The organism is Celerinatantimonas yamalensis, assembly GCF_046054155.1.
Classification (GTDB): domain Bacteria; phylum Pseudomonadota; class Gammaproteobacteria; order Enterobacterales; family Celerinatantimonadaceae; genus Celerinatantimonas; species Celerinatantimonas yamalensis.
Genome location: NZ_JBEQCT010000003.1, coordinates 298,292 through 312,601, shown reverse-complemented (window position 1 = coordinate 312,601; position 14,310 = coordinate 298,292). Strand labels below are relative to the sequence as shown.

The window sequence follows — 14,310 nt, the reverse complement described above, 5'->3', positions numbered from 1 at the left end:
GCGCTACCCCTGGTCAGGCAAAATTAAATAGACTTCAGTGTACCTTTAGGCAGTACAGCTGAAACAAAATCTTTTTTGATGACAATCGTTGTATCTTCACTAAGACTTAACTGAAGGTAATCAGTATCGTCAGAGATTTTAGTGATACGGCCAATTAAGCCACCAGTGGTCAGTACTTCATCGCCTTTTGCCAATGCAGACAATAAATTACGCTGTTCCTTAGCCCGTTTTGATTGGGGACGGAAGATCAAAAAATAAAAAATCGCTGCAAAAACGACCATCATAATGATCAGCTCAAAACCACCGCCTGCAGGTTGTGCTCCACCCGCGGCATAAGCAGGAGTAATAAAAAAGCTCATTTTGTCCTCATATTCCTTAGTTATTGTTAAAATCAGTTGTGTCGTCTAACGGCGGGACTTCTCGCCCTAAACGCTCATAGAAATCTTTCACAAAAGCATCTAATTTACTCTGTTCGATCGCATCACGCAAACCAACCATTAAACGTTGATAATACCGCAAATTATGGATGGTATTGAGTCTTGCCCCGAGAATTTCATTACATTTATCTAAATGGTGCAAATAGGCCCGTGAATAGTTTTTGCAAGTGTAGCAATCACAAGCCTCTTCCAGTGAACTGGTATCATCGCGGTGGCGCGCATTACGGATTTTAATCACCCCATCAGCGGTGAATAAATGACCATTACGCGCATTACGTGTCGGCATCACGCAATCAAACATATCAACCCCACGGCGAACCCCTTCGACCAAATCTTCTGGTTTACCTACCCCCATTAAATAACGGGGTTTGTTGGCGGGGATTTTATCGGTAACATGCGTTAAAATCCGATGCATATCTGGTTTTGGCTCACCGACAGCCAACCCACCAATGGCGTAGCCATCGAACCCAACTTTGAGCAGCCCATCCAATGAAACATCTCGCAAGTGCTCATACACGCCACCTTGAATAATCCCAAATAAGGCATTGGGATTGCCTAATTCGTCAAATCGCTGGCGACTTCTAGCAGCCCAGCGTAGAGACATCTGCATGGATTTTTCAGCTTCAATTTCTGTGGCTGGATATGGCGTACATTCATCGAAAATCATGACGATATCAGAACCCAAATCGTACTGAATTTCCATTGATTTTTCAGGGCTTAAAAAGATCTTTTCACCGTTAACTGGATTACGGAAATGCACGCCCTCCTCGGTGATTTTACGAATATCGCCCAAACTAAATACTTGGAATCCACCGGAGTCAGTCAGAATGGGGCCAGACCAATTCATAAAATCATGCAAATCGCCATGCTTGCGCATCACCGCTTGGCCGGGACGTAACCATAAATGGAAGGTATTCCCCAATATAATTTCAGCACCTGTGGCGCTCACTTCTTCAGGGGTCATTCCTTTTACGGTGCCATAGGTACCAACAGGCATAAACGCAGGCGTTTGCACACAACCACGTTCAAAGACAAGTTGACCGCGCCGCGCTTTACCATCGGTATTAAATAATTCGTATTTCATCGTCCATTTTTCCAAAAAAATTAGGCTGGCGTCGAACTCTCTTGTCGAGTGATGAACATCGCATCCCCGTAACTAAAAAACTGATAGTGCTGCACAACCGCTTGGCGATACGCCCCTAATATATGCTCTTTACCTGCAAATGCACTGACCAACATCACTAAAGTTGACTCAGGAAGATGGAAATTGGTAATCATGGCATCAATCACTTCAAAACGATAGCCGGGATAAATAAATATATCCGTTTCATCGAGATACGGCGCAATCAAACCATCTTGGCACGCTTTAGCAGCACTTTCTAATGAACGCACTGAGGTCGTACCGACCGCAATCACCCGTCCCCCTCGAGCTTTGGTCGCTAGTACTTTTTCAACGACCGAATCCGAGACAATTGCATACTCACTATGCATATGATGCTCTTCAACATGATCAACACGAATCGATTGAAACGTTCCCGCACCCACATGTAAGGTGACATAAGCTGTCTCAACGCCTTTGTTTTCCAACTCTTGAATCAATGCTTGATCAAAGTGTAAACCAGCGGTTGGCGCAGCAACAGCGCCCGGTGCTCGATTATAAACCGTTTGATAACGTTCTTTATCGCTTTGTTCATCAGGCCTGTCAATATAGGGAGGTAATGGCATATGCCCATAATTATCGAGCAATTCCAAAACACCTCTGGCATCGTCAAAACGCAATTCAAATAATGCGTCATGACGCGCTAACATGGTCGCATCGAATGCATCGGCAAATCGTAACCGTGCACCTTCCTTGGGTGGCTTAGATGAACGCATATGCGCCAACACACGATGTTCATCGAGCACGCGTTCAATTAATATTTCAATTTTACCACCGGTTGCTTTGTGACCATAGACCCGCGCGGGAATCACCCGCGTGTCGTTAAACACTAAAAGATCACCTGGATGAATCAAACTGACGATATCCGGAAATTGACGGTGTTCAATGGCGCCGCTATTGCCATCTAAGCTTAGTAAACGGCAATCACGACGCTGTTCGGATGGATAACGGGCAATAAGCTCTTCAGGAAGTTCATAACTAAAATCAGCGACACGCATTCTCTTCGACCTACGACCAAAAACAGCTCGCTAGTCTAGTGACGGGGTGCTGGCTTTTCAAGTGATTCTGTCGTTAATCACACTTAGCCGTCAACGGCAGAGACAACGAGGCAGAAAAAAATGCATTAAAAAGTAGGGAACAGTAGTTAAATGACAGACTAAAGGGTCGATCACAATACATCTGTTTAGGTGACCTCTTTTACGGACACCGCGTTGATAACCATAGCCAATCTGCAGACCTTAGTCACAGTTGAAAAGTAACAATAATGCGTGAATTGATTCATATCATTAACGAGACAGATGGCGACACATATTGATATATATAACAGATTATAATAATTTATTTCTTGCATGCCCCTCATCGATAGTCCCATAAGCTCCAAAACAGACGATAAAAGTAGAGCTATTTTTTCTCACCAAAGCCGATTACAATCAGAAGATGAACTATTTAGGTCATTTCTATCTAGCCGCTCAAACCAAAACATCATTTGTCGGCGCATTGCTTGGCGATTTTGTCAAAGGTCACGCTTGGCAATCTCACACACAAAGCGAGCAAATTGGGATCTTACTACATCGTCAATTAGACAGTTGGATTGACCAGTGGGTGATTGATGAGCAATTAACTGCGCTTTTTCCAGGCGAACAGCGTCGTTATGCGCCTATCGCTCTCGATCTATATTGGGACTACCAGCTAGCCTGTAGCTGGCCAACTTGTTCATCACTTTCTTTAAGTGAGTTTAGTCAATCGGTTTATTTGCAATTAACCCAATCGCCACTCCCTCATTCTGCCGCCCATGTTGCCCATCAAATGATCGAATATGATTGGCTCAATCGCTATGAAAAACGAGTATTTATCCAAAATGCCCTCGCCCATATTAGCCAGCGAATACGCCGCCCTATGCCTGTGGCAGCGCTGTGTTGCTCATTACAAACACACCATGACCATTTAAGCCAAAAATTTACCCAACTGATCGATGCGTTACACCATTATGCCCCACTTTGGCATACGGCGGCACGGCACAGTGTACAAGCAGTTCAGTCGCGACCATCGTTTGATGACAACTAAACCCAATCGCTCATATCTAGGCCATGTTGACGTTTCAAGATTAAATTTTGCTCATTCTGACAAAGTTTTTCTCGCGAAATGAAAAACGCTGGTAAATGATCCCAAATGAGTGACAAGCTGTGAGTGACGAAAAAGTCTGTGCTGCGCATTATCAAACAAGCCCTTCTGTAACCCCCATAAAATAATGGCAGAATCTGGCTAGCATTTCTGATCCGTTATCAGCCAGTTGTTTAAAATAACGACACGATACAAGCTTTGCCTAAAAGCTCACCGAGCCGCAAAAAGGCCCTTAAAACGTCACCAAACCCTAGATAACTCTCTAAATATGCGTACCAATATCAATAAAGTGCTAAATTATAAGCATCTATATGACATTTTCATGACAATTTCATCAATCTGAGAGTCATCCCTAGACACCTTGCAAAGCAACTCGAATAATAGGGCCGCCATGTGCCATGTTAGTGTGAATAACCATCAAACAGTATCGTCACTATACCCTTGGGTTATCAATTGACCGTAGACTTAATCTGCGACAATTATTACAGCTGTTATCGAATGATGATGTTCATCTCTTGAGACATAGACGAACCCAACGATGCTATTTGTTATTCATTCGTATAGATAATTTGCCAAAGACGTCATAATAATGGAGCAACAATGGATTATGCTATAGACCAACTTTGGGTCTTTTTTCAAAGGGATGTCAAGTATGGCATTTGCTAACAATGGCACCAAATCGAGTCACGTTCTCGACTTGTGCTCGATAACGTCTATAAGCATCGCCCTGAAACAGGAGTGGTTATGAGTGATGAAAAGCTCTTCTTAGAAAAAGAGCTCAGTTGGTTATCTTTTAATGAACGCGTACTGCAAGAAGCACAAGACAAAAGTGTGCCTCTGATTGAACGAATGCGCTTTTTAGGGATTTTTTCGAGTAACCAAGACGAATTTTTTAAAGTTCGAGTCGCTGATGTAAAACGGCGGATGTTACTGAGTCGCTACAACAATGATGATCATCAAGGGGCTAAACACCTCTTAAGCAAAATTCAAAGCAAAACCGCGCAACTTGATAGTGCATTTGATGAAACCTATCGTGAACTAATCATCGCGTTAGTACGGCGTAATATTTTCTTAATTAACGAAACCCAGCTTAGCCTATTTCATCAAAAATGGCTCAACCAATACTTCCAAAATAAAATACTCCGCCACATCACACCGATTATCATTACCAAAGAGATCAATTTGATCGATTTTCTCAAAGACGATCATACCTATTTAGCCGTTCGAATGGCTGACCATGATAGCGAAAATGAGAATGCTCTCATTAACTTACGTTATGCACTCGTTGAAATCCCAACAGACGACCTGCCTCGGTTTGTTGGCTTGCCACCAGAGGGAAGCCGCAAGAAAAAATCGCTGATTATTTTAGACAATATCATTCGCTTTAGCTTGAATGATATTTTCTCTGGTTTTTTTAAATACGATGAAATCTGTGCGCATTCGATCAAAATGACCCGTGATGCAGAGTACGATTTGACCGATGAAGTCGATTTAAGTCTATTAGAAGCCATGTCAGAAGGCCTAAAGCAGCGTTTAACCGCTGAACCAGTGCGCTTTGTATACGATGAACAGATGCCGCAAGACCTACTTGAGCTGCTCAAAGAGAAGCTCCATATATCCTCCTATGATCATATTCGTGGCGGCGGTCGTTACCATAGTTTCAGAGACTTAATGAGCTTTCCAAACCTTGGACGTAAGTATTTAGAACACCCTAAGTTACCGGCACTGAATAGTAACCAATTTGATCGCTACAACACCGCGTTTGAGGCTATTAGCCAGCAAGATGTACTCTTGTATTATCCGTATCAAAAATTTAGTTACTTAAGTGAGTTGGTCCGACAAGCCAGTTTTGATCCCGCCGTTCAAGGGATTAAAATCAATATCTACCGAGTTGCAACTAATTCGCGGATTATGCACTCTCTTATTGAAGCAGCTCACAATGGCAAACGTGTCACTGTTGTCGTTGAGCTGCGGGCACGGTTTGATGAGCAAGCCAATATTGAATGGGCACAGCAGTTAACAGAGGCTGGCGTTCGTGTTGTGTTTGGCTTACCGAGCTTAAAAATTCACTCCAAATTGCTTTTGGTCCAACGTATCGAAGAGGGGCAACTCCGTTATTACGCACATATCGGTACGGGAAACTTTCATGAAAAAACAGCCAAGATATACACTGACTTTGCGCTGTTTACTAAAAATCAAGAGATCAGTGAAGAGGTCAACAACGTCTTCAAGTTTATTGAGCGTCCCTACCGGCGTTATAAATTTAATCATTTGATTATCTCACCAATTGAATCGCGGCGGCGACTCTATAGCCTGATTGATAATGAAATTCGCCAGGCGAATGCGAATCAACCCGCAGCCATTACCGTGAAAGTAAACAACCTTGTTGATGTAGGATTAATCAATCGACTTTATGCAGCCAGTAAAGCAGGCGTACAAATACGCATGATTGTTCGTGGCATGTGCAGTCTGATTCCTGAGATCCCAGGGCTTAGTGACAACATTTCAATCATTAGTATTGTGGACCGTTTTCTCGAGCATCCGCGCGTATTCATATTTCACAGTAGTGGCGAAAATAAAACATATATCTCATCGGCCGATTGGATGACGCGTAATATCGATCAGCGTATCGAAGTGGGTTGCCCTATCTATGACCCAGAATTAAAACGTTATATTCATGAGCTCATCGAGTTGCAATTCATTGATACCACCAAGGCTCGGATTATGGATAAGAACCAGTCTAACCAGTATGTCCAGCGGGGGAATCGGCGTAAAATCCGCTCACAAATTGCTACCTATGAATACATTAAACTGCATGAACAACAGTTGAGACTGAAGAAGCTGAACGAATAAACCCAATCGACACGAAGCAAAAAGCCATCGTGAATAACGATGGCTTTTTGTTATCTACCCATGATCAATCATTGATGAACCGCTACTCGTGGTCTTTGTGCAACATCAAGTCATCTGGAATAATAAAGCTAAAACAACTGCCTTTACCAAATTCACTATCGATGGATAACTCACTGCGATGGTGTTGCAAAGCATGTTTGACAATCGACAACCCTAGACCAGCTCCGCCTGTATCTCGCGATCGATCTTTATCCACCCGATAAAAACGTTCGGTTAATCGTAGCAAATGTTTAGGCAAGATCCCTGGCCCACTATCTGTCACCGCAAAACGCCCACATTGTGAGTCACATTGCCAACTGACTTCAATATGCCCAGGTTGATTACAATATTTAACAGCATTGTGGACCAAGTTCGTAAACGCGCTGCGCATCTGCTCAATACTTCCTCGCATCCACAAGCATTCATCCACTTTAAAACAGAACGTGAGTTCTTTATTCGATGCCAATTGCCGGACTTCATGTTCTAAAATATCCATTAACTTGGGTACATCAATTTCTTCTTGGGCACTAATCACGGGGGCGGCCTCAATGCGCGCTAACACCAACAACTGATTAACCAAATTATCCATGCGAATAGCTTGTTCACTCATCATTTGATGCGCCCGTATCCAAATAGCAGGATCGGGCAATTCATCATCAAGCATCTCTAAATACCCGCGCAGCACCGTTAATGGTGTACGCAGCTCATGGGAGACGTTAGAGATAAAATGCTTACGCATTTTTTCCAGTTTTCGTTGCTGCGTGACATCTCGCACAATCATCAAAAATTGTGTGCCGTAGGGCATCACACGGCACTCAAGGGTTAAGTCGGTACGGTTGGGGCTAACAATTTCAATGCCATTATCAAATTGGCGTTGCTGGATGTAATGAACAAAGACGGGATGGCGAATCAAGTTGGAGACATGTTGGCCTGAGTCGATAGGCCACTTAAATCCAAGAAATTCTGACGCTAGACGATTGCACCAAACTATTTCATCATGTGCGCTAAACACCACAATCGCATCAGGGAGCGATTCAGCGCCTAAACGAAACGACTTCATTAAATGTGCTAACTCGCGCTCGCGATTAAGTCGGCGTTTGACCAGTTGATAAATACCATAAAAAACAGGTTGCCAACTGCCACTGCCTTGTGGCGGTGTCAATCGTTTATCGACATAAAGCCAGTTGAGCAACTTACGTTGTTGATAATAAAACCAAGAAATATGGCTAACACTGGCAAGGAATAAGGCGAGAAAAATATGGTTAAAAAACCACCCTACTAACAAAAAAGGCGTATAGATACAAACCAACCGCCATAGCAGTTGGCCCAAAGTATCAGGCATAAGCATCGATTACTTAATCCTAGTTGAAAAGCGGTACCCAGAACCGCGAACAGTTTGAATTAGTTTATCATACTCATGCAAAGCTATCGCTTTTCGTAAACGGCGAATATGCACATCAACAGTACGGTCTTCAACGTAAACATTGGTCCCCCACACTTGGTTGAGCAATTGTTCACGGCTATAAACCCGCTCAGGATGAGTCATAAAGAAGTGCAACAAATTAAACTCTGTTGGCCCCATATCTAATGGCTCATTGTCGGCAAGTACACGATGAGAAACTGGGTCAAGATAGAGCCCTTGAACTTGAATCACGTCATCCAAGGATGTGGGTGAAACACGCCGAATCACCGCTTTTACACGCGCCATTAACTCTTTAGGCGCAAAAGGTTTAGTTAGGTAATCATCGGCACCCGCTTCTAACCCCTGAACTTTATCTTCTTCTTCACCTTTAGCTGTAAGCATAATCACTGGGATTTGACGTGTAGCATCGTTGCGTTTCATCGATTTTAATAACGATAATCCACTTCCACCAGGCAACATCCAATCCAGCATCACTAATTCAGGATAAGGTTCGACCAATAATTGCTGTGCCTGTTCCAGATCACCAGCTTCAAGCGGCTCATAACCATGTTGTTCGAGCACAAAACACAGCATTTCGCGAATAGGCGCTTCATCTTCAACAATTAAAATTCTTCTAGGCATTCCAATACCCTAATCTAAGATAGTTTGACAATTATGCGGATTTTCAGTGACATTTTTATGACAACCCTTGCAAAGCCAATCATAAACCTATTTTAACTGGCTTGACTATGCGTGCAACAGCCGAAATCACGAGAAATGCACCAAAAAAGTGCAAAACTAGCGCGATTGCGTCACGCAAATCTCATAATCATCGACTAAAATTTAATCATGATCGCCTCAATAACATCAGTTATTACAGTGCTCATCGATTCTTTCACCACTAAAACTATATTTTGGCATTGATACTGCAATAGTTTCTTAATCAGGTTCGTTTGTGCTAGTTCAAACGAACTCGTTTCTTTTACGCAGCTAATAATCGGAGTATTGCATGGCTAACCGTACCAACGCCGTGGACGCGCAGCATAAAACAGCATACCCACATTATCAAAACTCAGCATTAGCTAGGACTAAAGTTAACCCACCTAAATTGCTCGTATTTAGTGATTTAGACGGCACTTTATTGGATCATCATGACTACAGCTATGAAGCTGCTAAACCGGCCTTACTTCAGCTATTTCGCTACAATATTCCCCTTATTCTGAACACCAGTAAAACCTTTACTGAAACAGCAGAACTGGTCTCACAAATGGGGGGGTTTCACCCGTTTGTTACTGAAAATGGGGCGGCTATTGCTATCCCTGAAAATTATTTCAATCAATTACCCGAGCATGACGAAATTGCAGAAGATGCGAGTGGACATCGTTATTTCATCAAGCGCTTTGGCCGTTCGTATGCCAGTATTTGTCGGCTCTTACAACAACTGCGCCGCACTGGCGAATTTGAATTTCGTGGCTTTCAAGACATGTCTGCCCAAGAAGTAGCCAATATTACAGGTTTATCGTTAGAACAAGCCCAAATGAGCCGTAAACGGCTCGCATCTGAACCGATTGTTTGGGAATCGGGCGATCTTGAACTGTTTAAACAAAAGCTTAAATTGCAGCAGCTCATCGTGATCCAAGGCGGACGATTTGGGCATGTAAAAAGTGAGAGTGATAAAGCGGCTGCCATGCACTGGCTCACCCGCTGCTATCAGCAGCAATCGCCGACTCAGACATTTATCCAAGTTGCTCTTGGCGATGGCCCCAATGACCAGACCATGCTTGATGAAGCCGATGTGGCTATCGCTATTCGCTCGCATAATGGTCAACATCGACTCAATCTTGGCAATTGTCGGCCAAATCGAATCTACACTCAACGCATTGGCCCTGCTGGTTGGCAAGCCGCATTGCTACGTGTCATCGAGCACTATGTACCTAAGGAGAGATACTATGGCTGATTTTTATCAAAGTGGCCTCATCACTACATTGCACAACTTGACTCGCCGCCCAATTAACCAACTGGAACAAGAGTTAATTAGCTTTTCACGGATTCGACCGATGACGCTGGTCCTTCCATCGCTATTTGCTGAACTGAAACGACCCGCACTGACACAAATTGTTGAAGAACTCAAACACGTCCCTTATTTATCTGAGATCGTCATAGGTCTGGATAACGCAACTCGTGATGAGTTTCTCTTTGCCCAAGAATTTTTTAGTGTTCTGCCTCAACGAGTCCGTATTCTATGGAATGATGGCCCGCGTTTACGTGAACTAGACAGCCAGTTAGCAACCGCTCACTTGGCCCCACAAGAAGCTGGCAAAGGACGGAACGTTTGGTATTGCATTGGTTATGTGCTTGCTTCCGGCCAGGGTAAGGCCGTCGCACTGCATGATTGTGACATCACCACCTACTCGCGCGATATGTTGGCTCGGCTCTTTTATCCTGTCGCTAACCCTCACTTTAGCTACCAATTTTGTAAAGGTTATTATGCACGTTACGCCGATGGTAAATTAAATGGCCGAGTCGCCAGACTTCTGGTTGCACCACTGATTAAAGCTTTAAAAAGGATCGAAGGATATGATGAATACCTCGAGTATTTAGATAGCTTTCGCTATCCATTAGCAGGTGAGTTCTCGATGCAGACCAACGTATTACGCGACCTTCGCATTCCTTCGGATTGGGGACTTGAAATTGGAGTACTCTCGGAAGTTTTCCGCAACTATTCAGTCAACCGGATCTGTCAGGTTGACTTAGCGGATGTCTATGATCATAAGCATCAAGACTTAAGTATTGATAATTTTGATAATGGTTTGGCAAAAATGGCGACAGATATTAGTAAAGCCGTCATGCGTAAGCTCGCAACCCAAGGGCATGTTTTCAGTCCAGGTAAACTACGCACGCTCAAAGCCACCTATTATCGGATGGCGCTTGATTATATTGATAACTATCAAAATGATGCAATAATTAACGGTTTGACTGTAGCCCGTCATGCCGAGGAAGAAGCTGTCGAAGTCTTTGCTCAAGCAATTATGCGCGCAGGTGATATTTTCTTAGAACGTCCGTCAGAAACACCCTTTATTCCCAGTTGGAACCGTGTGACCAGCGCCATCCCTGAAATGCTTGAAAAAATTTATGATGCTGTCGAAGCGGATAATAGCTAATTCAATACGATCCATCCGGCTAAAAACCGGATGTTACCTGTTTTTTGTCACAAACTGATCTGTAACCGTCTTCAATGGCTCGAGTGTTGGCGTTTGGAGATTAAATTGTATGAATTCGGACAAATTTTTTCTCGCGAAACGAAGCTGCGTTCGTCTAATGAGTAATTCATAGCTGGTAACAAAAAATAAGAGCACCACCCACTATAAAATTGGCTCACTTGCTGAGCAAAAGGCCCCAGAAAAAATGTCAACTGCCCTAATCATTGGGCAGTGACTGGCTTGAAGGATGTTTAATGAGCAACCACAACACTTGATAGGGTGCCAAAGTAAGCGCACTCACATCCACCCACTCTTCACTGATCAGATCCCAAATCCGTTTAGCTGGATAGTTGTAGGCATTTTCTGCAACCTCTTGAGGGTGGCGCGTCATATTATACATCGCCAAAATACGCTGACTCCCATCCATACTAGTACGCTCTAACACAAACAACGCTTCATCTTGCACCGACAGTATTTTAAACGCTGCTTGAGGATGAAATGCAATTTGTTTACGCCTGAGCGAAATGAGCTCGATCAAACGATGAAACACTTGTGCAGGCCCACTTGATGGAATCTCTAACTGCGCTTCAAACTCATCCAAATCCCAACTATGACGGTTAATTGATCGGGTTCTGCCCGTCTGTTCAACCAATTGCAGATCATTCGGGGTCGCCGTCAACGAATGCATATAAATTCCCGGAATCCCCGGCATCGCCAACATGACAAGTTGGCAGCATAGATAACGGCTGAGTTGATACAGATCCGGCCCAGAACGCGTCCCTTGCATCGCTTCATATAATGAAATATTCAGCTCATAAGGGCTTTTAGAACCATCGGGGTTGGTTTTCATACTCACAAAACCACCAAAATCACGAACGCTCTTCAGCAGATCATCCATTTCATGAGCAGGGATCAAGCTCTCGACAGGACGCACCCCAATACCATCATGGGAAGCGACGAAGTTAAAATAGCTACAGCCGCTGGGCAAAACCTCTAAATGACGCGCCCAATCATTGAGATAAGATGCATTGCCTCGATTGAGCGCATGCAGCAATAACGGCGGCAACGCAAATTGATAGACCATATGCGCCTCATTGCCTTGACCAAAATAACTCACATTTTCATGATGCGGTACATTGGTTTCGGTAATGAGAATCAAATTCGAATCGATCCGCTCCATGACCGCCCGAATCACCTTCACCAGTGCATGCGTTTGTGGCAGATGAATACATTTAGTGCCCAATTCTTTCCAAATAAAGGCCACCGCATCCAAGCGGATATAACGCGCGCCGTTTTGTATATAGAACAACAAAATATCAAGATAGGCTAAAAACACTTTCGGATGACGAAAATTCACATCAATTTGATCCGCACTGAATGTCGCCCACACGTGTTTAACCCCTTGGCGAGTATACACGTCGACAACTAGCGGCGAGGTACGAGGACGAGTCACCAGAGAGTAATCAAGCGCGGGATCGGCTTCAATAAAAAACTCAGCGCCAGTCCCCTCGCCATTAATAAAATCGATAAACAGCAGACTTTGCCGCGAAGTATGATTCATCACCAGATCGACCATCAGCTCTTTTTTCTTAGCCAATTGACGGACATCTTGCCAATCTCCTAAGCGATAATTCACCTGATAATAATCAATAACTGAAAACCCATCATCAGAACTATAAGGAAAGAATGGGAGTAAATGAACCGCACTGATCGCTTTATCCAAATAGCGCTCAATAAACTTCGTCAGCACTTGTAGTGGTGGCTCACCATCATGGGTCACCGAATCCCCATAGGTGATCAAAACCACATCATCATTGCTCCATGGTTGTGCATGGCGGTCAAGGTGATGCCGCATACGCTCGATACGTTCTTCAACTGCCTCTAGAAGGGTATCTAAGGTATCATCACCATATACAAACTGTAACAGTTCGGCTAACGTTTGCGGATGCGTCATCAAGCCCCCTTCGGTTCAAATTCACGTCACTGATAAGCTAACCTTATCAAGTATCAACCTCTACATTGTAAAATAAAGGTTTTCCCTAGGCCGCATTTATCTAGCGTCGTGCTATGATAAATTATAATAATTGAAGCTTATCAAGCAGATGTTATGCCAAGTATTTTTTGACATTTCGATCATTTTTTGTTGTGTTAAATAACATGTAAGCACGTTGTACAACATAACGGTTAGGGAAATCATCCCTGAAAACACTTTTTGATTTTAGCTATAAGAGATCTAATTGATGAAAATAAAAAAATGTTTATTCCCTGTCGCAGGTTATGGAACACGCTTCCTACCAGCGACTAAGTCGATGCCAAAAGAAATGCTCCCTGTCGTGAATAAACCCATTGTGCAATATGGTGTCGAAGAAGCGGTAGAAGCAGGCCTAACGGATATGGCATTTATTACCGGCCGTGGTAAACGGGCGATTACCGACCATTTTGATATCAGCTATGAGCTGGAAAACGAAATTGCGGGTACTTCAAAAGAAGCCTATTTAACCGGTATTCGTGAGCTGATGAATAAAACCACGTTTACCTATACCCGACAAAAACAGATGATGGGATTAGGTCATGCTATTTTATGTGGTGAGTCACTCATCGGCAATGATCCTTTTGCGGTAGTCCTAGCCGATGACTTATGCCTCAATGAGGGCGATGATGGCGTTTTAACGCAGATGGTTAAACTCTATAATCAATTTCGTTGTAGCATTGTTGCGATTATGGAAGTGCCTGAAGATCAGATCAACAAATATGGGGTGATTGAAGGCGAAGCATTGCGAGACGATCTTTATCGAGTCACCAATATGGTTGAAAAACCAAATGCTGATGAAGCGCCATCTAATTTAGCGGTAATCGGTCGTTATATTCTAACCCCTGATATATTTGACATTTTGCGCAACACTAAACCGGGTAAAAATGGTGAGATCCAACTCACTGATGCCTTGCTCGAACAAGCTAAAAACGGTTGTGTCATGGCATATAAATTTAGGGGTCAACGCTTTGATTGTGGCAGCGTTGAAGGCTTTGTCAAAGCGACCAACTACTGCTTTGAGAATATCTACCTTAAAGAACAAACCAACAAATAGCCCCCTATAGTTA

The 14,310-nt window shown here is 43.4% G+C and carries 11 protein-coding genes; 5 read left to right on the top strand and 6 right to left on the bottom strand.

Annotated elements, in window-relative coordinates; translation table 11 throughout:
* Positions 1 to 23: 23 nt before the first annotated feature.
* Genes yajC through queA form a run of 3 tightly spaced genes read right to left on the bottom strand, consistent with a single transcriptional unit; the run spans position 24 to position 2,594 of the window.
* The gene (gene yajC, locus ABUE30_RS09460) at positions 24 to 359 is read right to left on the bottom strand and encodes a preprotein translocase subunit YajC (RefSeq protein WP_408623501.1); all 336 of its coding nucleotides are present in this window, start codon (positions 357 to 359) and stop codon (positions 24 to 26) included.
* Between the two features lie 16 nt (positions 360 to 375).
* Complete coding sequence (tgt, locus tag ABUE30_RS09455) at positions 376 to 1,521, bottom strand: tRNA guanosine(34) transglycosylase Tgt (RefSeq protein WP_408623499.1); 1,146 nt, start codon at positions 1,519 to 1,521, stop codon at positions 376 to 378.
* A 20-nt stretch (positions 1,522 to 1,541) separates the two neighbouring features.
* Positions 1,542 to 2,594, bottom strand: a complete 1,053-nt coding sequence (queA, locus tag ABUE30_RS09450) for a tRNA preQ1(34) S-adenosylmethionine ribosyltransferase-isomerase QueA (RefSeq protein ID WP_408623498.1) — start codon at positions 2,592 to 2,594, stop codon at positions 1,542 to 1,544.
* Between the two features lie 439 nt (positions 2,595 to 3,033).
* On the opposite strand from queA, the gene ABUE30_RS09445 reads away from it, so the two are divergent.
* Both ABUE30_RS09445 and ppk1 read left to right on the top strand, forming a co-directional pair.
* Complete coding sequence (locus ABUE30_RS09445) at positions 3,034 to 3,660, top strand: acyl carrier protein phosphodiesterase (protein ID WP_408623497.1); 627 nt, start codon at positions 3,034 to 3,036, stop codon at positions 3,658 to 3,660.
* An 801-nt stretch (positions 3,661 to 4,461) separates the two neighbouring features.
* The gene (ppk1, locus tag ABUE30_RS09440; RefSeq protein ID WP_408623496.1) at positions 4,462 to 6,570 is read left to right on the top strand and encodes a polyphosphate kinase 1; all 2,109 of its coding nucleotides are present in this window, start codon (positions 4,462 to 4,464) and stop codon (positions 6,568 to 6,570) included.
* A gap of 82 nt (positions 6,571 to 6,652) precedes the next feature.
* Here ppk1 and phoR read toward each other — a convergent pair whose 3' ends face one another.
* Complete coding sequence (phoR, locus tag ABUE30_RS09435; RefSeq protein WP_408623495.1) at positions 6,653 to 7,957, bottom strand: phosphate regulon sensor histidine kinase PhoR; 1,305 nt, start codon at positions 7,955 to 7,957, stop codon at positions 6,653 to 6,655.
* A gap of 3 nt (positions 7,958 to 7,960) precedes the next feature.
* Complete coding sequence (gene phoB, locus ABUE30_RS09430) at positions 7,961 to 8,653, bottom strand: phosphate regulon transcriptional regulator PhoB (RefSeq protein WP_408623494.1); 693 nt, start codon at positions 8,651 to 8,653, stop codon at positions 7,961 to 7,963.
* Positions 8,654 to 9,020: 367 nt separating this feature from the next.
* Between phoB and ABUE30_RS09425 the strand changes: the two genes are divergently transcribed.
* Together ABUE30_RS09425 and ABUE30_RS09420 are read left to right on the top strand one after the other, a co-directional pair.
* Complete coding sequence (locus ABUE30_RS09425; RefSeq protein WP_408623493.1) at positions 9,021 to 9,968, top strand: HAD-IIB family hydrolase; 948 nt, start codon at positions 9,021 to 9,023, stop codon at positions 9,966 to 9,968.
* Complete coding sequence (locus ABUE30_RS09420; RefSeq protein WP_408623492.1) at positions 9,961 to 11,172, top strand: glycosyltransferase family protein; 1,212 nt, start codon at positions 9,961 to 9,963, stop codon at positions 11,170 to 11,172. The genes ABUE30_RS09425 and ABUE30_RS09420 overlap by 8 nt, the downstream gene beginning before the upstream one ends.
* A 256-nt stretch (positions 11,173 to 11,428) precedes the next feature.
* Here the strand turns inward: ABUE30_RS09420 and ABUE30_RS09415 are convergent, their stop codons facing one another.
* Positions 11,429 to 13,165 (bottom strand): alpha-amylase family glycosyl hydrolase, encoded by a 1,737-nt coding sequence (locus ABUE30_RS09415; RefSeq protein WP_408623491.1) that lies wholly within the window; start codon positions 13,163 to 13,165, stop codon positions 11,429 to 11,431.
* A 286-nt stretch (positions 13,166 to 13,451) separates the two neighbouring features.
* Between ABUE30_RS09415 and galU the strand changes: the two genes are divergently transcribed.
* The gene (gene galU / locus ABUE30_RS09410; protein WP_408623490.1) at positions 13,452 to 14,297 is read left to right on the top strand and encodes a UTP--glucose-1-phosphate uridylyltransferase GalU; all 846 of its coding nucleotides are present in this window, start codon (positions 13,452 to 13,454) and stop codon (positions 14,295 to 14,297) included.
* Positions 14,298 to 14,310: the final 13 nt, after the last annotated feature.